Source organism: Vallitalea sp. (assembly GCF_025211055.1).
In the GTDB taxonomy this organism is placed as follows: Bacteria; Bacillota; Clostridia; order Lachnospirales; family Vallitaleaceae; genus Vallitalea.
Genome location: NZ_JAOARO010000059.1, coordinates 62,353 through 84,050 on the forward strand (window position 1 = coordinate 62,353; position 21,698 = coordinate 84,050).

A 21,698-nucleotide genomic window follows, 5' to 3' on the forward strand; every position below is an offset into this window, starting at 1 on the left:
GTGTTTTTATAATGGCTTTAAGACAAATAAGAATTGAAGGCGACGAGATTCTAAGGAAAAATTGTAAAGAGATTAAAGAAATCACAAAAAATATAAAAGTGTTAGCTGAAGATATGATAGAAACTATGAAAAGCGCTAATGGAGTTGGTTTAGCTGGGCCACAAGTAGGAATTTTAAAACAAATAGTGGTTATTGATATTGGAGAGGGTCCAATGGTTCTAATTAACCCTAAGATTGTTAAAACAAAAGGTGAACAAATAAATGCAGAAGGTTGTTTGAGTATTCCAGGAAAATCCGGAGAAGTTAAAAGACCTGTATATGTTAAAGCAGAAGCTTTGAATTTAGATGGAGAAAAGATTGTTATTGAAGGAAGAGATTTATTGGCTATAGCATTATGTCATGAAACAGATCATTTAAAAGGCAGATTATTTATTGATATAGCAGAAAATATATTACAAGATTAAAAAGAGGGTGAGAATTTGAAAGTAGTATTTATGGGAACTCCTGATTTTTCAGTACCTACTTTACAGGAGTTAATCAATTCAGAACATGAAGTAGTCGCAGTTGTAACTAAACCAGATAAACCAAAAGGAAGAGGTAATAAAGTTCTTTTTACACCTATAAAAGAAGTAGCTATCAGCAATGACATAGATGTCTATCAGCCACAAAAACTAAGTGAGAAAGACTTTGTCGAAGCTATGGAACATATTAATCCAGATGTGATAGTTGTTATAGCTTTTGGTAAAATATTGCCTAAGCGTATTCTTGATTTACCTAAGTATGGCTGTATTAATGTTCATGCTTCCTTATTACCTAAATATAGAGGTGCAGGACCTATTCAATGGTCTATAATCAACGGTGAAGCTGAAACTGGAATAACAACTATGTATATGGATGTTGGACTAGATACAGGCGATATGCTATTAAAAGAAGCTGTTAAAATAGAAGACACAGATACAGGCGGTTCATTACATGATAAATTATCGAATATTGGTGCAAAATTATTGATTAAAACTTTAAAAGAAGTACAAAATAATACTATAAATAGAGTAAAACAAAATTCAGATGAATCAACATATGCACCTATGCTTGAAAAAAGCTTAGGAAATATTAATTGGGAGAACGAAGCATATAAGATAGAATTGCTTATTAGAGGCTTGAATCCATGGCCTAGTGCTTATACTTATCTAGGTAATAAGATACTTAAGATATGGGCAGGTAAAATAATAGAGCATTCATATGACGGTAAACATGGAGAGATTGTTGATATTCTAAAAGATGGATTTATTGTAAAATGTAAAAAACAATGTATACTGATAAAAGAAGTACAGCTACAAGGTAAAAAAAGAATGTCAGCTGACGCTTTTTTAAGAGGGTATAAGCTAGAAGTAGGAGAAATTCTAGGAAGGAGATGATAGCATGAGAGGAATTGGCACATATGGTCTTTTTTATGACCCTACATTCGTTATATTGATACCTGCTATGCTTTTGTCTTTGTATGCTCAATCAAAGGTAGCATCTACATTCAAAAAATACTCTGGTTATAGAAATTCACGAGGGTATACAGGTAAGGATGTTGCAGAAATGATATTGAGGCAAGCAGGAATTTATGATGTAAGAGTAGAACATGTGAGAGGTAGATTAACTGATCACTACGATCCAAGATCAAAAGTATTAAAATTATCAGATGCAGTATATAATAACCAATCTATTGCTGCAGTTGGAGTTGCGGCACATGAATGTGGTCATGCTATTCAACATAATACAGGATATACTTTTTTGAAGATAAGACATGCAATTTTCCCTGTTGTTAACATATCATCAAAACTAGCGTTTCCTATAATATTAGTTGGTTTGATTGCGAACATATTTTTCCTGAAATTAGGTATTATATTATTTGCAGCAGTAGTATTGTTTCAATTGGTTACTTTACCAGTTGAATTCAATGCTTCCAATCGTGCAATAGGAATATTGGAGTCTAGTGCTTATCTTTCTCATGAAGAGATAGTACCAGCAAAAAAAGTATTATCAGCAGCAGCCCTCACTTATGTTGCTGCAGCAGCAGCTTCAATATCTAGTTTGTTAAGATTACTGCTAATAGCAGGTAGAAGAAATGACTAAAAAGATGAGTACTCGGGGGTAGAAATGACAAAAGTGAGTAATGATAAGACAAATAAGATTAATGCTAGGAATGTAGCGTTAGAGATTATCACAAGCATATTTGAAGATAAAGCATACACTAATATTGCTATTGATAAGTATTTCAAGAATCATAATAATATATCAAAGATAGATAGAGCGTTTATAACTAGAATCGTAGAAGGTACAGTTGAACATGTAATAACTATAGATTATATAATCAATAGATTTTCTAAGACAAAAACTAGAAAAATGAAAAAAATCATATTATATATTTTAAGACTATCTGTTTATCAGATAAAATACATGGATAAAGTACCAGTATCAGCTGTCTGTAATGAAGCTGTCAAATTAGCTAAGAAAAGAAAATTAAGTGGTCTATCTGGATTTGTTAATGGTGTATCAAGGAATATAGCACGAAATATAGATTCTATACAATATCCTAATGAAAATAATGAACCAGTTAAATATCTATCCATAGTGTATTCTTTTCCAATGTGGATTATTGAATTATGGTTAGAACATTATGATTATGAAACCGTTAAAGTAATGTGTATCAATAGTAATAAAGCTGTTAAAACCAATATTAGATGTAATCTAACAAAGACTAATAAACAAGAGTTAAAGAAGCAATTACAGGATTCTAATGTAGATGTAGAAGAAGGGAAGTTGCTTAATTATGCCATGAAGATTAGTAATTATAACAATATTAGAGGTCTGGAAGCTTTTACTCAAGGTAGATTTACCATACAGGATGAAAGTTCTATGTTAGTGGCTCAGTTGGCAGATCCAAAAGAGAATAACTTAGTCATTGATGTATGTGCTGCACCAGGAGGGAAAACAACTCATTTTGCAGAAAAGATGAATAATACTGGAAGGGTTGTTTCTAGAGATATTTATCCTAAGAAATTACAGTTGATTGATGAAAATGTAAGAAGATTACAGCTATATAATGTTGATATAGAAGAGTATAATGCATTAGAGATTGATAGTTCAATGATAGATCAAGCTGATATAGTAATAGCAGATGTACCATGTTCAGGACTTGGAATAATAAGAAAAAAACCTGATATTAAATATAATGTAGAAAAAAAAGATATAGATAATTTGATCAATATTCAAAGGAGTATATTAAAAGTTGTTTGCAAATATGTAAAAACAGGTGGTATACTTATGTATAGCACATGTACTGTTAATCCAGAGGAAAATATTGAGAATATTAAGTGGTTCATTGATAATTTCCCTTTTGAATTAGTTGATTTTAAGGATAATTTCCCTAATATAATTAATAATAATAACAAAGGGTATATTCAATTATTACCTGGATTCTATGATACAGATGGTTTCTTCATAGCTAAACTGAAAAGAATAGGGAATTAGAACATAATGGAAGGAATAGTAGAATTTGAATGATAAGATTGATATTTTATCAATGTCCATGGATGAATTGATAGAATTTTTGGAAAAAATAGGTGAAAAGAAATTTAGAGCTAAACAGATATATGGGTGGTTACATGAAAAAAGAGTATCCTCTTTCTCTGAGATGACCAATATATCTAAAGTATTACAAGATAAATTAGCTGTTAATTGTAATATAGTGACACTTCGTGAAGTTAAAAAATTAGAGTCAAAAGACGGAACTAGAAAGTATTTGTTTGAATTAAATGACCATCATGTAGTTGAGAGTGTTTTCATGTCTTATAAGCATGGTAATTCAGTATGTATATCTTCTCAGGTTGGATGTAGGATGGGATGTAAATTCTGTGCATCCACTATCGGGGGATTGAAAAGGAATTTGACAGTTTCTGAGATGCTGGGACAAGTATATGAAATAAACAGAATAAGTGGTAAGAGAATATCTAATATAGTTATTATGGGGACTGGTGAGCCTTTAGATAATTATGATGTTCTGATAAAGTTTATTAAGATTATTAACTCAGAGGAAGGAATGAATATTAGTCAAAGAAATATTACTGTATCTACTTGTGGTATCATTGAAAAGATAAATGAGATAGCTGATGAAAATCTTAAGATTACTTTGGCTATATCATTACATGCTCCCAATAATTCAATTAGAAAAACTATGATGCCTATTGCTAATGCATATGACTATGATTTATTAATTAAGGCATGTAAAGATTATGTTAAGAAAACTAAGAGAAGGATTACATTTGAATATAGTTTAGTAAAAGGTGTTAATGATGGGATAGAATGTGCTAAGGAATTATCAAAAGTGTTAAAAGGAATTTTATGTCATGTTAATCTAATACCAGTTAATCAGGTAGAAGAAAGAAGTTATAGACATAGTAGCAAAGACACTATACTTGCGTTCAAAAATATATTGGAAAAACATAAAATACCTACTACTATTAGACGAGAATTGGGAAGTGACATTGACGCAGCTTGTGGACAACTTAGAAGAAGTTACACCAAAGACAAAAATATGAAAGTATAATTATTTTAATAAACTGGTAATACTTATAGGAGGTTATATGAAAGCTATAGGGAAAACCCATAAAGGGAAAATAAGGAATATAAATCAAGATAGTTTTTACATTTCTAATGAAAAAATTGGAAACCTTCCTAATCTTTATATAATTGCTGATGGGATGGGAGGACATAAAGCAGGAGAGTATGCTTCAATGTATGCTGTTGAAGAATTTGTTAGTTATGTTAAGACAAATGAATACCCACATATTTCAGATACTTTTATTAATGGTATAAATTACATAAATGAAATAATTCATAATAAATCATTGGCAGATGAGAATTTTTTAGGTATGGGTACAACATTTATTGTTTGCTCAGTTGAAGATAATAAATTATTTGTTGCTAATGTAGGAGATAGTAGATTATATTTAATCAATAATGCAATTATTCAAATTACAGAAGATCATTCATTAGTTGAAGAAATGATTAAATGTGGTAAGCTTTCAAGAGGTCAAAGTAAAAATCATCCAAATAAAAATATTATTACTAGAGCTGTTGGTGCAGATGAAACTGTAAAATGTGATATATTTACCTTGAACATAACTAGTGAGGAATTTATCCTAATGTGTTCAGATGGTTTGACCAATATGTTAGAAGATGATACAATTCTCCAAGTGGTTGGTTCTGATAAAAAACTTGATGAAAAGCTTGATGAACTGATTGAACTTGCCCTTCATAATGGAGGAACTGATAATATAGCAGCTGTATTAATAAAAGGGGAATGAGGTGACATGGTATGTTGCAGCCAGGAGTAATTTTAAGTGGTAGATATGAAATAATTGAAAAAGTTGGTTCAGGCGGTATGTCTATTGTATATAAAGCTAAATGTAATAAACTAGAGAGATTTGTAGCCATAAAAGTTTTGAGAGATGAATTTTGCTTGGATGAAGAATTCGTTAGAAGATTCAAAGTGGAGGCTCAATCAGCAGCTAGTTTATCACATAACAATATTGTGAATATATATGACGTAGGAAATGATAAAAACATTTATTATATAGTAATGGAATTATTAGAAGGAATTACTCTAAAGGAGTATATTAAGAATAATGCGCCATTGACTGATGCTGAAACTATCAAAATTGCTGCATCTATTGCTTCAGCGTTAGAACATGCACATGAAAATCATATTATACATAGGGATATCAAGCCTCAAAATATCATCATTACAAAAGATGGTATTGCAAAAGTAGCTGATTTTGGTATTGCCAGAGTAGCTACAGATAAGACTATTGTAGCCCCTACTAATGCAAGTGGTTCAGTTCACTATATATCGCCAGAACAAGCTAGAGGTGGTTTTTGTGATGAAAAAAGTGACTTGTATTCCCTAGGTATCACTATGTATGAAATGGCTACAGGAACATTACCTTATCAAGCTGAAAGTCCAGTTTCAGTAGCTCTTCTTCATATAAATGAGGATCTACCAAGTCCAAGAGAGAAAAATCCTAATATTACTAAATGTCTTGAATCAATAATAATCAAGTCTACTTTGAAGAAAACTGAATTTAGATATTCCAGTGCAGATGAGTTAATGGAGGATCTAAAAAAAGCGAATATATCACCCAAAGAAGATTTTGTTGACATAAAGATTGTTGATGATTCACCTACTCTCTTTATGTCTGATAATGATATGAAAAAGATATGGAAAGAAAAAGATAATAATACTGTTACCGAGAAAAAATCCAAACTTGAGAAAGTTGTAGTGTTTCTAGGGGTGGTTTCGGCTATTGTTTTGGTGTCAATAGTTTCATATTTTGTGTTTAATAGTATAAAAGCAAAACTACAGCCAGTAGAAGTGTTAATACCTGATGTACAAGGTATGTTGCTGTCCGATGCAAAGAAATTGTTAGAAGAGAAGCATTTAACAATTGATGTTACAGAAAGAATATATGATGATACTTATGATATGGATAAAATTATTTCACAGATTCCAGAAGAAAATACAGTTGCTGAAAAAAATCAGATTGTTAAATTAACTGTAAGCAAAGGAATCCAGACTTTTGAAGTACCTGATGTTCGGAGTGTAAAATTTACTACAGCACAAAGTATTATACAGGGAAGACATCTTACTTATAAGATAGAAAGAGAATATCATGACTCTATACCTCTTGGTATTGTTATCAGGCAATATCCGGACACTGGAACCAAATTGAAGAAAGGTGAAGTTGTCACTATCTTTGTAAGTAAAGGAAAAGAAGAAAAAACAGTTATTGTACCTAATTTGAAAGAGTTAACTGAACAACAAGCTGTAAATAAGTTAAACAAGACTAATCTAGAATTGGGAAATGTAACTAGGATTAATCATGATACAGTAGCTAAAGGTAAGATCATTAATCAGACTGTTGATCCTGGAGAAGAGGTAAAAGAAAATTATGTTATAGATATTGCTATTAGTTTAGGTAGAAAGATTAGTATTATCCATACTGAAACTATAAATAATATATTTGACCCTAATCAGACTGAAGGTCAGTTGAAAGCGGTTCTAGTTAATAAAGGCAAGGAAAGTGTTGTGTTCAACAAATTGGTTAAAAGTGAAGATTTCCCATTGCCAATTATTGTTTCTGGTGAGGGAGATGCAATCATTAAGATTTATCTTAACGATGTGTATCAGTATGAAAACCCTTTTGTTTTTACTAAAGAGGAGGCTAATTAATGGTAGGTAAAATCATTAAAGGAATTGCAGGATTTTACTATATACACGTACCTGGGAAGGGTATATTTGAATGTAAGGCCAGAGGTATTTTTAGAAATAAGAAGATAAAGCCTCTTATTGGCGATAACGTGGAGATTAGTATATTAGAAAATGAAGATATGAAGGGAAATATATTAGAGATTCTACCTAGAAAAAATAGCTTGATTAGACCTACAGTCGCTAATATTGATCAAGTTGTTATTGTTTTCGCAGTGGAGAATCCAAAACCCAACTTTAATTTACTTGATAAGTTTTTAATAACGGCAGAAAGAGAAAATATATGTGTAGTCATATGTTTTAATAAAGTTGACACTATATCTGATGAAGATTTAGATGAGATAAAAAATATCTATAAAGATACAGGATATGATGTGTTGTTGACTAGCGCAACAAAAGATATAGGAATATCACCACTCAGAGAAATATTGTATGATAAAACTACAGTGTTTGCAGGACCTTCAGGTGTAGGAAAATCATCTATACTTAATCTAATTCAATCAGTGGAGATGCTTGAAACTGGTGAAGTCAGTGAAAAAATCAAAAGAGGTAAGCATACTACCAGACATGCGACCCTTTTAGCTTTTGATAAGGATAGTTATGTTGTGGATACACCTGGTTTTAGTTCTTTATATATTGACGAGATTCAAAAAGAAGATCTAAAGAATTATTTCATTGAATTTAAAAAGTATGAAGATAACTGTAAATTCTATGGGTGTAATCATATAAGTGAACCTGATTGTGCAGTTAAACATGCACTTAAAAATGGTGAAATCAGTAAACTTAGATATGAAAGTTATAAAATGCTATATGATGAATTAAAAGATATTAGGAGATGGTAAAATGATTAAGATTGCACCTTCAATTTTAGCAGCAGATTTTGCGAATTTAGGACATGATATTAAAAGAATTGATGAAGCAGGATGTGAGTATGTTCACATCGATGTTATGGATGGGTCATTTGTTCCTAATATTTCATTTGGAGTACCTATTATTAAGAGTATAAGAGAGTATACAGATAAAGTATTTGATGTTCATTTGATGATTGATGAACCAAGCAGATATATAAAAGATTTTAAAGAAGCAGGAGCAGATATAATAACAGTACATGCAGAAGCTTGTAAACATCTTCATAGTACTATTGCTTTAATAAAGAGTTATGGTCTTAAGGCAGCTGTATCACTTAATCCTGCTACTTCTATCAGTACATTAGAATATATTATCGATGAGCTTGATATGGTGTTGGTTATGTCAGTAAATCCAGGTTTTGGTGGTCAGAAATTCATAGAATCATCATTACATAAAATAAGTACCATCAAAGATGTTATTTGTGGTAGAGGATTAAAATGTGATATTCAGGTAGATGGTGGAATATCATTGGATAATGTAAAAAAAGTTGTTAATGCTGGAGCTAATGTGATTGTTGCAGGTTCAGCAATATATAATTCAGAAGATATAAATAGTACGATTAAAGCTTTTAGAGAGGTTTGTGAGAATTAAATATGAAAACACTAATTGTTACAGGGGGAACTATAGATTTAACTTTTCTGAAGAATTGTATCACTAGTAACCAATATGATTATATAATAGGTGTAGATAAAGGGGCCCAGTACTTATTTAATGCAGGGATACAACCTAATCTAATAGTTGGAGATTTTGATTCAATTAGTCAGGAAGTTATTAATGAATTGACTAAGGAGCCTAGTATAAAAGTGAATAGATTTATTGCTGAAAAGGATGAAACCGATACACATCTAGCAATAATGGAAGCAATTCATATAGGTAGTACCCATATTGATTTGTTTGGTGGAATTGGTACTAGAATGGACCATACTATAGCAAATATTCATATTTTAATGATACCTCTTGAAAAAAGAATCAAATGCAGGATAATAAATAATAATAACATCATAAGTCTTATTGACAAGACTACTTATTTCTTTAAAAATGATTATAAATACATATCTTTGATTCCGTTAACTAATACAGTTATAGGAATTTCTACAAAAGGATTAAAGTATGAACTTAATGGCTATACTATGAAACAAGGAATTTCAATAGGTATTAGTAATGAATTTATTAAGGATAAAGCTACAGTCAGTCTTACTAATGGTATCCTAATTGTAATACGTTCAAGAGATTAATAATATATAATTACTATAGTGACTGTTGTTTCTATAGATAATTGAGAAGTTATTATAGTATTTAGTTATCAAATATATAATCTAAACATATAATGTAATAATAAGTTATGTATGGTGAAAGTAATGTGCTTCAGAACTAAATTGATAGGAGTAATCCTAGTATCTATATCTTTAGGAATGCTTTTAATATCTATATTACCTAAAGGAGCTGTAGGTGTCATTCTTTCACTTACTAGTTTATGTATAGGTATTTGGTTGTTGAAATGTTAGAATAAAATAAAAAAATAATCCCCTATCGGGGATTGTTTTATGCACGTTCTACCGCACCAGATTTTAAACACTTAGAACAAACATTAAGTCTTTTTGTTTGACCATTAACAATTGCTCTAACTCTTCTAATATTAGGTTTCCACATTTTATTAGCTCTTTTATGGGAATGGCTCACTTGAATTCCAAAAGAAACGCCTTTATCACAAATATCACACTTAGCCATACTTGCACCTCCTTATTTACGTACATGTTTACAACAAAACAATTTTAACAAAAAAGTGGACATAATGCAAGCATTAGATTATAATTATTTAAAGAAAAGAAAATAATATTGTAATAATAGTATAAAAAATGGTATAATGCTTAGTGATTTAATTAATGGATTAATTAATAATTATATTATGTGAAAGCATGTTTTAGGTTATTATTTAACTATAAAAATACTTTATGAAGATTAATAAGGGAAATTAAAATATATAATATAAAAAGGAGGTTTATTTTATGACAGGGAGATTTGGAACGAATATTGGTGATATTACCATTGATAACGAAGTAGTAGCTAAAGTTGCTGGGTTAACAGCTATTGAATGCTATGGGATAGTTGGTATGGCTTCAATAAATGTAACCAATGGCTTTGTTAGATTACTTAAGAGAGAGAGTTTGACAAAAGGTATAAAAGTAGATATAGAAAATAATGTTATTACAATAGATTTTCATATAATTATTGAATATGGAATTAATATAAGAGCAGTTGCAGATAATTTAATTAGTACTGTAAAATATAAAATCGAAAAATTTACTGGAATGGATGTTCAAAAGATTAATATCTTTGTAGAAGGCGTTAGAGTTGATTAAGCCTTATGGAAGTATTATATTAAGGAGGAAAAGTTGTGGCTATAGAATATATTGATTCAAGTACTTTAAAGAAAATGTTTGTTTCTGGAGCTAAACATTTAGAATCTAAGAAAGCATATGTAGATAAATTAAATGTTTTTCCAGTTCCAGATGGAGATACAGGTACAAACATGTCTTTAACAATATTATCAGCAGCTAAAGAAGTAAGTAATTCTAATTATAATAATATGGAAGAGGTAGCTAGGGCAATTTCATCTGGTTCATTAAGAGGAGCTAGAGGTAACTCAGGGGTTATTTTATCACAATTACTAAGAGGCTTTTCTAAAGTAATTGCAGAACACGATAAGATAGATACCCTAATACTTGCCAAGTCTTTCCAAAAAGGCGTTGAAACAGCATATAGGGCTGTTATGAAACCTAAAGAGGGTACTATCTTAACAGTAGCAAGAGAGACTGCAGAAAGAGCTGCTATGTTGGCAGTTGATTCTAATGATATTGAATTTGTTATTAGAGAGAGTATCAATTATGCAAAAGAAGTTCTTGAGAAGACCCCAGATATGTTAGATGTGTTAAAACAAGCAGGTGTTGTTGATGCAGGTGGTCAAGGATTATTATATATTTTTGAAGGTGCATTCATGTCACTTCAAGCTGGAGAAGAATTAGATTTTGATGTAGTTACTGATATTGATACAGATGATGAAGTAGATAATTCAAATCTAGCAAAAATCCCAACAGAAAATATAAAATTCGGTTATTGCACAGAATTTATTATAAACGTTAATAATCCAGATACTACTGAAGAAGATAGTTTGGTTTTTAGAAATTACTTAGAGACTATTGGTGATTCGATTGTTGTAGCAGGTTATGATGAGATTATTAAAGTCCATGTACATACTAATGACCCAGGACTTGCAATTCAGAAAGCTTTAGAGCTTGGAGAATTAGTAAACATGAAAATTGATAATATGAGACAACAACATACATCAAAGGTTATTTCAGAACAGGAAACTGTTAATGTGGAAAATAACAAAGATGTATCAGAGGAACCAAGAAAAGAAGTTGGTTTTGTAGCTGTTTCCATTGGTGATGGCTTAAAAGATATTTTTAAGAGCCTTGGTGTAGATTATATAATACAAGGTGGACAAACAATGAATCCTAGTACAGAGGATGTATTGAATGCAATAAAACAAGTAAATGCTGATAATGTATTTGTTCTTCCGAATAATAAAAATATTATATTAGCTGCTAAACAAGCAAGCGAATTATGTGAAGATAAAAATGTAATAGTTATCCCTTCAAAATCAATTCCTCAAGGTATATCAGCTATGATTAGCTATGAACACGAAAAAAGTGCCTGCGATAATATAGCCAATATGGAAGATTCAATGACGGATGTTTCCACGGGTCAACTTACTTTTGCTGTAAGAGATACCAGCATTGATGAGAAAGAGATAAAAGAAGGAGATATACTTGGAATAGGTAATGATAAAATCCTCACTGTAGAAAAAGAATTAGATACAGCTGCAAAAGAATTGGTGGAGCAGTTAGTTGATGATGATAGTGAATTAGTTATTATTTATTACGGTAAAGAAGTTGATGAAAACGTAGCAGATAATTTTGGTAAATATATAGAGGAAAAATTTGAAGACTGTGATGTTGAAGTGCATTATGGTGGTCAACCTTTATATTACTATATTTTATCAGTTGAGTAGAAGTAGAACTATTAAAGATTATAATTTAGTTAATTACAGATGGCTGTCTCACAATAAAATTTTTACAGCAATCGATTTCCATAAGATAGCAATCTATCTTACTGGCTATTGAAGTAAAATGTATTGTGGAACAGTCTCTTTTATTTAATTATAAAACTTATTCAAGTCCTATAGGATAAAAAAAGAAATTAAAGGGTGGCTTTTTATGAATACTAACTTACCTGTTGTTGTTTTGAAAGGTATAGGAGATAAAAAAAGTAAATTATTAGATAAAATGGGGATAAGAACTATAGAAAATCTATTAAACTATTATCCAAGAGATTATGAAAGAAACATGCCAATAACAAAAATATCAGAAATAATAATGGACGAGATTAATGTTATAGAGGGAACTGTATGTTTTTCTACACAAAATATTAGAAAAAGTAATATGGTATTGACTAAGACTAAGATCAGGGATAATACAGGAGAAATATTCGCAATTTGGTTTTCACAGCCTTATCTTAAAAACAAACTAAAAATAGGGGCTAAATATGTTTTCAAGGGTAAGATACAATACAAATATAATATAGTTCAGATAAGTTCTCCAGAAATTATAGAGATTAATAAATACAGTGAAAGAATTAATCATTTAAAACCCATTTACCCTCTTATAAAAGACATATCAATGAATTTTATGACTAGTAGTATTAAACAAGCCATTGATTATACAAAAAATCAATTAAAAGAATTTTTACCAAATGAAGTTCGGGAGAAATATAATCTGGCAGAATATAATTATTCTATTAGGCAAATTCATAATCCAGATAATTACGAATCATTAGAGACAGCCAAAAAAAGACTTATTTTTGATGAATTTCTATTATTTGCTTTAGGGATAAATCTGATAAAAGAGCATACTAATGAGGTAATTAATGAATTTAATATTAATGATATACCTAACGAAAAAAAACTCATTGAATCATTACCTTATAATTTAACAGGTGCTCAGCAAAAAGTCTGGAAAGAGATAAAGGATGAGCTAAAATCCAATAAAGCCATGAATAGATTAGTGCAAGGTGATGTTGGTTCAGGTAAGACAATAATAGCAGCTCTAGCACTTTTATACGTAGCAGATAATAATTATCAAGCATGTATGATGGCACCTACTGAGGTATTAGCTAAACAACATTATAATTCAATAACTAAGATATTAAATCCTATGGGTGTGAGTGTTGAGCTTTTAGTGGGTTCAATGACTAAAAAACAAAAAGATGAAATTTATAAAAAATTAAAAAATGGTGAAATAAGTATACTAATTGGTACACATACTCTGATACAAGAAAAAGTTGAATTTAATAATCTGGCACTAGCTATTACTGATGAACAACATAGATTCGGTGTGAAGCAAAGAGAAAATCTATCAGATAAAGGGAAATATCCTCATATACTTGTTATGAGTGCAACACCCATTCCACGAACTCTTGCACTAATAATATATTCAGATATGGATGTTTCAATCATAGATGAAATGCCACCAGGTAGGCAGAAAATAGAAACTTATGCAGTAAATACTTCTTATAGACAACGCATATATTCTTTTATTGAAGGAGAAATTAATAATGGTAGACAAGTTTATATTATTTGTCCTATGGTTGAAGATTCCGAAACACTAGAACTTGAATCAGTTATTTCATATACTGAAAAGATAAAAGAAAGAATTGATAATAAAATAAATGTAGAGTATATGCATGGTAAAATGAAAGCCAAAGAAAAAAATGATATAATGGAAAGATTTAGTAATAATGAAATTGATATCTTGGTTTCAACTACTGTAATAGAAGTAGGAGTTAATGTACCTAATGCTACTTTGATGATTATTGAAAATGCTGAAAGGTTTGGTTTGGCTGGGTTACATCAATTAAGAGGAAGAGTAGGTAGAGGAAAGTACAAATCATATTGTATATTGATTACTGATTCTAAGAATACGGTAACTAAGAAAAGAATGGATATAATGTGCAATTATACAGATGGTTTTGTCATATCTGAATATGATCTTAAATTAAGAGGACCAGGAGATGTGTTTGGATTAAAACAACATGGCCTGCCAGAGTTCATTATCGGAGATATATTTAGGGACATAAATATTTTAAAAGAAGCCAATGGACTAGCAAAACAGATATTGTCCAGTGATAAATATTTGGAATCAGAAAATAATAAATATCTAAACCATAAAATGAAGAGATATTTTACAAAAAGAATAGAACAAGTATCTTTATAATAGAAATTTTTTGCAATAATATAATATTATAGATAATAGATTGTTAGAAAAGATTAGATTTAAAAACAATATTTTCTAGGGTATTATTATTAAATATACACATAATAATATCGTAACCTAATTAAACAACTCTTCGAAGAGGCGTTACAAAAAACAACATTGTAAGAATTGGAGGGTCTAGTAATGGCTAAAAACGTAGTTCCAGAAGCAAGAGAAGCATTATCAAAATTTAAATATGAAGTAGCAAACGAAATAGGAGTACCTTTAAAACAAGGATATAATGGTGACTTAACATCTTACCAAAATGGTTCAGTTGGTGGATACATGGTTAAAAAAATGATCGAAAAAGCTGAACAAAATTTAATGGGTTAATAATAACAAATATTTAATATTAATCTACAATATATGAAAGATGGGCTAGTGCTCATCTTTTTGTTTTAACTTATTTTGATGAAAATTTTATTAAGACATAATACTTATTGACAATTATTGTTAATAGGGTAAAATAATAATGTGTAACTTGTTTTATAAGATAATTCCCTTTGGGGAACGAGGTACAGCCTCATTAGGAAGGATTACATATGAGAGTAATAGCAGGAAAAGCAAGAAGAATTAGTTTAATGACTCCAAAAGGTTTTGATGTTAGACCAACTACTGATAGAACAAAAGAAACTTTATTCAATATAATTAATGTTGATGTATATGATAGTAAATTTCTAGATTTGTTCAGTGGGAGTGGAGCTATTGGTATAGAAGCTCTAAGTAGGGGAGCTAGCAGTGTATCTTTTGTTGAAAAAAGTATTGATTCATTGAAATGTATAAAAGATAATTTGGAAAAGACGAGATTAAGTGATATGGCTCACATTTATAAAATTGATGTAATACATGCACTTAACAAATTTTATTCTAATAAAGAAAAATTTGATATAATTTTTTTGGACCCGCCTTATGATAAAGGTTGGGAGAGTAAAGTGATTTCACTAATAGAGCAAAATGATTTACTTGACAGAAATGGTATGATAATATGTGAAAGTTCTATAGGTACTACATTTGATTTTATTGATGATACAAAGTATGAAATATCAAAGGAAAAACTTTTTAGAACTAATAAATTTACATTTATTAAATTTAGTCATGAAGTAAATTAGAAATTATTTTAAGGAGTGGTCTAATAGTGAGAATTGCAGTATACCCAGGAAGTTTCGATCCTACAACCAATGGACATCTAGATATAATAAAAAGAAGTGCTAAACTAGTTGATAAGCTTATAGTTGGAGTTTTAAAAAATAATTCTAAACAACCTTTGTTTTCAACTGATGAAAGAGTAGAGTTATTGAAAAAATTAACAAAAGATATGGAAAATGTAGAAGTTGATAGTTTTTCAGGACTTTTAGTAGATTTTTTGAAGGAAAAGAATGCTACAATTATTGTAAGAGGTTTTAGAGCTGTATCAGATTTTGAATATGAGTTGCAAATTGCTCAGACTAATTACAGCCTAGATAACAATATAGAAACAATATGTTTAATTACCAGAGTAGAATATTCATTTTTGAGTGCTAGTATTGTAAAAGAAGTTGCTATGTATGGTGGTGATATAAGCAAAATGGTTCCAGAAGAAACAGCTGTTTATATGAATAAAAAATATAAAGGCAAATAAGTATTGATTTATATAATAGGGGGGATGATGAAGTGAGTAGTATAATGGATTTAATAAACGAGATGGAAGATTATTTTGAAAGTTGTAGTAAAGTACCTTTTTCTAATAAAATAATGGTGAATCCAGAAGTCATATATGAATTGATGACGGATATGAGATTAAAGTTACCAGAGGAAATTAAACGCTGTCAGAGAGTCATAGATGAAAAAGATAAGATAATCATGGATGCTAAGAAGAATGCTGAAAATGTTGAAAAAGAAACTGAGAATAAGATGCTTGAATTGATTAATGAGCATGAAATAATGCAGCAGGCTTATTCTGAAGCAGAAATCATACTTAGTGAAGCAAAGAATACTTCTAGAGAATTAAAACTAGGTGCTTATGAATATGCAGATGAAATAATTAGTAAGATTGAAGAAACCACGAAAGAAACATTATTTGAAACACATAAAGCATATGAACAGTTGGAAGAGTTCATGAAGATTCAGCTAGAAACATTAAATGGAAATAGACAAGATCTTCAAAATAGAAAAGTAAAGAAAAAAAGTACATAATATAAGTTAGATTATTAATGGAGTTATTAAAAGTGACAAAATAAATGTTATTATAGCATTTATTGTTTTGGATAAGATATATTTATCTATATTTAATTTTGTATCAGCAAGAACACTTGCTGTTTGAGCATGAACAGAGAAAGAACCGAAGGATACTAATGTACATAATAAAACAAAGGTAACTTGTATTGAAGAATTACAATTTACTAATATTTTAGATCCATTAGATAGTTCTATTAAACTAAACAAAAAGTCTTTAACTATGCTGTTTTTTATAGGAATAAGGTAAAAACAATTTAATATTATTGAAAAAAATATTATATAACCGCCAATTTTAACTATAAGGTTTATTGCATTCATTATACAATCATCAAAAAGAGAAAAATTTATTGATTTCTTAGCTTTTAATAATAAGGTAGATTTATTTATTATAGGTAAGCTTTTTCCATAAATTACTCTATAAATAAAAGCAGTTATTAGGTTTGCTGTATATATAGTTATCAACATAAAAATTCCAATACGAGAATTATCCAACAAACCTGTAGCTATGAATCCAATAATAAACATTGGGCTTGCATTATTACAAAAAGTTAACATATACTGTGCTTGAGTTAGAGTTATCACTTTTTTATTTAACAAGTCGGCAGTTATTTTAGCTCCTACTGGATAACCCGACAATAATCCTGTAATTAAAGCATAGCCTGCTACTCCAGGTAAATTGAACAATCTAGCCATTATTCTAGTAAATATATAGTTTATATAATTAATTATATTAGTATTTATTATCAAGTTAGATAAAAGAATGAATGGAAACAAAGTTGGGATTATAACATTAAACCATAATAATAAACCATTTTTAGCAGCTTCCATAGAGGTTTTTGGAAGTACTAGAATGGTCAATAGTAGTATTATAAGTATCATATTTATTATAAAACTTTTTGATGCTTTTTTGATTTTCATATATTACCCTTTATAATACAGTATTAATACAAATATATTTACAATATATATTTTTTAGAATAAAAATTCTCGTAAAGATTATATCTTATATTATTATTATTGGATGAGAATAATCATTATTGCATGACTTACCATATTTATCACCGATTATGATATTATATATATCGCTACACTTGATTTCATCTTTTAACATCTTAAGACCAGTATTGTTAAGAACATTAATGCTATCCTTTACATTAGAGATGATAGGCAGATTACAATTGGTCTTTAATGATTTCAATAAATCACTGCTATCTTTTCTAAAACCAAGTATTTTTACATATTGGGCAAAACCATTTTCAACAAATTCCCAAAAATCTTCTTTGTGAAGAGATAATAAAATGTGAAGTAACGTTCTTTGTATTCTGGATATTGGGTATCTCCTAGTACGTGTATAACCAATAATATCACTTATTGTACTATAATTAATAACAGCTTTCTTGAATCTGTTTTGGATTCCTTCGCTTACATCAATACAATTTTCCATCTGAGTTTTAGTTGAAACTTTAAGTTTGTAATTAATTAACGAGGAACAATCATCAAAAAATATAGGACCTTCTTGAGCACTTATTGAGCTTTCTAGTAGTTCATAAGCTGATGAAGGCATATATTTAGTAAGTGTATTTAAGTCGCCAAGTGATTTTTTCAATATTTTTCTGATAGCAGAAGCAGAAGATAAATTATCACTTATATTATCTCCATGATATGAAGCGCCAACTCTTTTAATGGCATAGGGTCTTATTTTGCTGTCTAATTTTAATAATGATTTCATATATTCAATACCCAATATATTATTCGGGGATTTGATTATTTGTGTTAATTCATCTTTTGTTAAATCTAATATATGATGGTCAGTCAGATAATCAGTTAAGGCATGAGAACGTGCAGTTGCAAAACTAAATCCTTCTTTCAGATAATTACTTAATTTTTCTTTGAAATACATTGGCTCATTGCATAGTATTGATGCTATTTCTCCTAACTCATAAGTGTTTCCAAGTTCACTTCCAAAACATAGATTATCAATGATGCCAAGATCATTTAATAATTTTACTGAAGCAAAAGAAAAGAATTCAGCACTAGATGTAGAAAAATGAACGGGTAATTCAATTACAAGATCTGCTCCATTTATAAGAGCCATTCTAGTTCTTGTCCATTTATCTACAATGGAAGGTTCTCCTCTTTGAACAAAGTTCCCGCTCATTATGATAATTGAGTATTGGGAATTGGTTATTTTTTTTGCCTGTTCTAATTGATAAAGATGACCATTATGAAATGGATTATATTCTGCGATAATACCTACTGTATTCATATATAATATCACCTACTTTTATTTTGTAATGAGAGTACTATATATAAATGAACACAAATTTTTTAAGTACTCATTTTTATATTAAAGTAAAATATGTGTTAAATCAAGCCTAATACAAAAATTAAATTGTTCACTTTCATAAGTTTTTAAGAAAAAAGCAAAAAAACTTGAAAAAACACAAAAAACATATTGTATACAATGAACAATAATATTATAATAGAATAAAGTAGATAATTTTTTAGTTAGAGAACTGAAAGGAGTTTATTAAATTGAGTTTTATAAACAACATTAAAAACAGAGCAAAAAGTCTAAATCAAACAATTGTATTGCCTGAATCATTAGAGAGAAGAACAGTAGAGGCTACAGCAAAGATTCTTGGCGAAGAAATAGCAAATGTAATTCTTATTGGTAATAAAGGAGAAATAGAAAAAGTAGCAGAAGGATTGGATATTTCAAGAGCTATTTTTGTTGATCCTGATTCATTCGAAAAAATGGATAAATACGTTGGCGATTTAGTAGAACTTCGTAAAAATAAAGGAATGACTGAAGAAAAAGCTGAAGAATTATTAAAAAGTGATCCATTATATCTAGGTGTCATGATGGTTAAAGAAGGGATGGCTGATGGTATGGTTGCTGGAGCAGTTAATGCAACAGCAAATGTTCTAAGACCATCTTTACAAATATTAAAAACAGCTCCAGGAACAAAATTGGTTTCTGCATTCTTTGTTATGGTAGTACCTAATTGCGAATATGGTGCAAATGGAACGTTCTTATTTGCTGATTCTGGATTAAATCAAAATCCTAATTCAGAAGAACTAGCATCTATAGCACTTAGCTCAGCTAAATCATTTAAAGATTTAGTACAAGTAGAACCTGTAGTAGGTATGTTATCACACTCAACAATGGGTAGTGCAAAACATGCTGATGTTGATAAAGTAGTAGAAGCAGTTAAGATTGCTAAGGAACAAAACCCAGATGTCAAGTTAGATGGAGAATTTCAATTAGATGCTGCTATAGTACCAAGTGTTGGAGCTTCTAAAGCACCAGGTAGTGAAGTTGCTGGAAAAGTTAATGTACTTGTATTCCCTGATCTTGATTCAGGAAACATTGGGTATAAGCTCACTCAAAGACTAGCTAAGGCAGAAGCTTATGGACCAATTACACAAGGTATCGCAAAGCCTGTTAATGATTTATCTAGAGGATGTACTGCGGATGATATCGTAGGAGTAGTTGCTATTACAGCGGTACAAGCATCATTATAATAACAAAAACAAAAAAATTACAATTAAAAGGAGATTGTTAAGGTGAATATATTAGTATTAAATTGTGGTAGCTCATCACTTAAGTACCAATTAATAAGTATGGAGAATGAAGAAGTATTAGCAAAAGGTATCTGTGAAAGAATTGGAATCGACGGTTCAAGAATTAAGCATACAAAAATTGGTTGTGATACTATAATAATCGAAGGGGATATGCCAAGCCATAAAGATGCAGTTAAATATGTTGTTGATGCTTTAGTATCTAAAGAACATGGTGTAATTGAAAGCATGAGTGAAATAAACGCAGTTGGACATAGAATTGTACATGGTGGAGAAGAATTCGCAAGTTCAACAGTGATTAATGATGATGTAATAGAAGCAGTTAAAAAATGTTCTGATTTAGCTCCATTACATAATCCAGCTAATTTAATTGGTATAGATGCATGTAAACAAATTATGCCTAATGTTCCAATGGTAGGGGTATTTGATACAGCTTTCCATCAAACAATGCCTGCTAAAACATACTTATATGCGTTACCATATGAATATTATAGAAAATATAAATTAAGAAGATATGGATTCCATGGTACATCTCATAATTACGTATCTAATAGAACTGCTAAGTTCTTAGGCAGAGATATTAAAGATATGAAAATAGTGGTTTGTCACTTAGGTAATGGTGCTAGTGTTTGTGCTGTTGATGGTGGAAAATCAATCGACACTAGTATGGGACTTACACCATTAGAAGGATTAGTAATGGGAACAAGATCAGGTGATATGGACCCAGCTATCGTACAATTTTTAGCTGATAAAGAAGGATTATCAATTGATGAAATTAATACTATATTGAATAAAGAATCAGGTGTTCTTGGTATATCTGAAATATCAAGCGACTTTAGAGATTTAGAAAATGCAATAGAAGAAGGTAATGAAAAAGCTAGACTTACAATGGATGTATTTTCATATAGAGTTGCAAAATATGTTGGTGCTTATGCTGCTGCAATGAATGGAATTGATGCTATAGCATTTACTGCTGGACTTGGTGAAAATAATGCAGAGGTAAGAGCAGATATTTGTTCATATCTTACGTTCTTAGGAGTTGAAATTGACGAAGAAGCCAATAAGTGCAGAGGTATTGAAAAAGATTTTTCAGCTAAAGGTGCAAAAGTTAAGACAGTTGTAATTCCTACAGATGAAGAAATGACAATAGCTAGAGAAACAGCAAGACTTATATAATTAAACTTAATTAATGAATATTCTACCATAAATTTGTTAAAAATGTTGACAAAAGTATATTTGATATGTATAATTACATGTGGTTATTTTATACGTTTCCCTTTCAAAATAAAATTGTGATTGGGGTG

At 29.8% G+C, this 21,698-nt stretch carries 22 protein-coding genes; 19 read left to right on the forward strand and 3 right to left on the reverse strand.

Annotation, left to right across the window (positions count from 1 at the left end; translation table 11 throughout):
* The first annotated feature begins 11 nt into the window (after positions 1-11).
* Genes def through N4A55_RS08720 form a run of 10 tightly spaced genes read left to right on the forward strand, consistent with a single transcriptional unit; the run spans position 12 to position 9,459 of the window.
* Positions 12-464: a peptide deformylase gene (def, locus tag N4A55_RS08675; protein WP_293755212.1), complete on the forward strand. Its 453-nt coding sequence runs from the start codon at positions 12-14 to the stop codon at positions 462-464.
* Between the two features lie 15 nt (positions 465-479).
* Positions 480-1,415, forward strand: coding sequence for a methionyl-tRNA formyltransferase (fmt, locus tag N4A55_RS08680; RefSeq protein WP_293755213.1), 936 nt, complete (start codon positions 480-482; stop codon positions 1,413-1,415).
* Positions 1,416-1,419: 4 nt separating this feature from the next.
* Positions 1,420-2,121, forward strand: coding sequence for a zinc metallopeptidase (locus N4A55_RS08685; RefSeq protein ID WP_293755214.1), 702 nt, complete (start codon positions 1,420-1,422; stop codon positions 2,119-2,121).
* A gap of 24 nt (positions 2,122-2,145) precedes the next feature.
* A complete protein-coding gene (gene rsmB, locus N4A55_RS08690) occupies positions 2,146-3,519 on the forward strand; it encodes a 16S rRNA (cytosine(967)-C(5))-methyltransferase RsmB (RefSeq protein WP_293755215.1) in 1,374 nt (457 codons plus the stop codon).
* Positions 3,520-3,544: 25 nt separating this feature from the next.
* Positions 3,545-4,594 (forward strand): 23S rRNA (adenine(2503)-C(2))-methyltransferase RlmN, encoded by a 1,050-nt coding sequence (gene rlmN, locus N4A55_RS08695; protein WP_293755216.1) that lies wholly within the window; start codon positions 3,545-3,547, stop codon positions 4,592-4,594.
* A 37-nt stretch (positions 4,595-4,631) separates the two neighbouring features.
* Positions 4,632-5,354, forward strand: a complete 723-nt coding sequence (locus tag N4A55_RS08700) for a Stp1/IreP family PP2C-type Ser/Thr phosphatase (RefSeq protein WP_293755217.1) — start codon at positions 4,632-4,634, stop codon at positions 5,352-5,354.
* 11 nt (positions 5,355-5,365) lie between these two features.
* Complete coding sequence (gene pknB, locus N4A55_RS08705) at positions 5,366-7,279, forward strand: Stk1 family PASTA domain-containing Ser/Thr kinase (protein ID WP_293755218.1); 1,914 nt, start codon at positions 5,366-5,368, stop codon at positions 7,277-7,279.
* On the forward strand, positions 7,279-8,157 hold the full coding sequence (gene rsgA, locus N4A55_RS08710; RefSeq protein WP_293755219.1) for a ribosome small subunit-dependent GTPase A: 879 nt from the start codon (positions 7,279-7,281) through the stop codon (positions 8,155-8,157). Before pknB ends, rsgA begins: the two co-directional genes overlap by 1 nt.
* Position 8,158: 1 nt before the next feature.
* A complete protein-coding gene (rpe, locus tag N4A55_RS08715) occupies positions 8,159-8,815 on the forward strand; it encodes a ribulose-phosphate 3-epimerase (protein WP_293755220.1) in 657 nt (218 codons plus the stop codon).
* 2 nt (positions 8,816-8,817) lie between these two features.
* A complete protein-coding gene (locus N4A55_RS08720) occupies positions 8,818-9,459 on the forward strand; it encodes a thiamine diphosphokinase (protein WP_293755221.1) in 642 nt (213 codons plus the stop codon).
* Between the two features lie 307 nt (positions 9,460-9,766).
* Here the strand turns inward: N4A55_RS08720 and rpmB are convergent, their stop codons facing one another.
* Positions 9,767-9,952 carry a 50S ribosomal protein L28 gene (gene rpmB, locus N4A55_RS08725; protein ID WP_293755222.1) on the reverse strand — a complete coding sequence of 62 codons (186 nt, stop codon included), beginning with the start codon at positions 9,950-9,952 and terminating at the stop codon, positions 9,767-9,769.
* 278 nt (positions 9,953-10,230) lie between these two features.
* Here rpmB and N4A55_RS08730 point away from each other — a divergent pair, with 278 nt between their 5' ends.
* The 7 genes from N4A55_RS08730 to N4A55_RS08760 all read left to right on the forward strand — a co-directional run bounded on the left by N4A55_RS08730 (position 10,231) and on the right by N4A55_RS08760 (position 16,767).
* Positions 10,231-10,584, forward strand: coding sequence for an Asp23/Gls24 family envelope stress response protein (locus N4A55_RS08730; protein ID WP_293755223.1), 354 nt, complete (start codon positions 10,231-10,233; stop codon positions 10,582-10,584).
* A gap of 35 nt (positions 10,585-10,619) precedes the next feature.
* Complete coding sequence (locus N4A55_RS08735; protein WP_293755224.1) at positions 10,620-12,296, forward strand: DAK2 domain-containing protein; 1,677 nt, start codon at positions 10,620-10,622, stop codon at positions 12,294-12,296.
* A 205-nt stretch (positions 12,297-12,501) separates the two neighbouring features.
* Entirely contained in the window at positions 12,502-14,556 is a 2,055-nt protein-coding gene (gene recG, locus N4A55_RS08740; RefSeq protein ID WP_293755225.1) for an ATP-dependent DNA helicase RecG, read from the forward strand.
* A gap of 183 nt (positions 14,557-14,739) precedes the next feature.
* Entirely contained in the window at positions 14,740-14,928 is a 189-nt protein-coding gene (locus tag N4A55_RS08745; RefSeq protein WP_293755226.1) for an alpha/beta-type small acid-soluble spore protein, read from the forward strand.
* 209 nt (positions 14,929-15,137) lie between these two features.
* Positions 15,138-15,704 (forward strand): 16S rRNA (guanine(966)-N(2))-methyltransferase RsmD, encoded by a 567-nt coding sequence (rsmD, locus tag N4A55_RS08750; protein ID WP_293755227.1) that lies wholly within the window; start codon positions 15,138-15,140, stop codon positions 15,702-15,704.
* 26 nt (positions 15,705-15,730) lie between these two features.
* Positions 15,731-16,213 (forward strand): pantetheine-phosphate adenylyltransferase, encoded by a 483-nt coding sequence (gene coaD / locus N4A55_RS08755; RefSeq protein ID WP_293755228.1) that lies wholly within the window; start codon positions 15,731-15,733, stop codon positions 16,211-16,213.
* 32 nt (positions 16,214-16,245) lie between these two features.
* Positions 16,246-16,767: an ATPase gene (locus tag N4A55_RS08760; protein WP_293755229.1), complete on the forward strand. Its 522-nt coding sequence runs from the start codon at positions 16,246-16,248 to the stop codon at positions 16,765-16,767.
* Between the two features lie 6 nt (positions 16,768-16,773).
* Here N4A55_RS08760 and N4A55_RS08765 read toward each other — a convergent pair whose 3' ends face one another.
* Positions 16,774-17,727, reverse strand: a complete 954-nt coding sequence (locus N4A55_RS08765; RefSeq protein ID WP_293755230.1) for a hypothetical protein — start codon at positions 17,725-17,727, stop codon at positions 16,774-16,776.
* 85 nt (positions 17,728-17,812) lie between these two features.
* Complete coding sequence (locus N4A55_RS08770; RefSeq protein WP_293755231.1) at positions 17,813-19,075, reverse strand: nucleotidyltransferase; 1,263 nt, start codon at positions 19,073-19,075, stop codon at positions 17,813-17,815.
* 269 nt (positions 19,076-19,344) lie between these two features.
* Between N4A55_RS08770 and pta the strand changes: the two genes are divergently transcribed.
* Together pta and N4A55_RS08780 are read left to right on the forward strand one after the other, a co-directional pair.
* Positions 19,345-20,337: a phosphate acetyltransferase gene (pta, locus tag N4A55_RS08775; protein ID WP_293755232.1), complete on the forward strand. Its 993-nt coding sequence runs from the start codon at positions 19,345-19,347 to the stop codon at positions 20,335-20,337.
* Positions 20,338-20,379: 42 nt separating this feature from the next.
* On the forward strand, positions 20,380-21,570 hold the full coding sequence (locus N4A55_RS08780) for an acetate/propionate family kinase (protein WP_293755233.1): 1,191 nt from the start codon (positions 20,380-20,382) through the stop codon (positions 21,568-21,570).
* Positions 21,571-21,698: the final 128 nt, after the last annotated feature.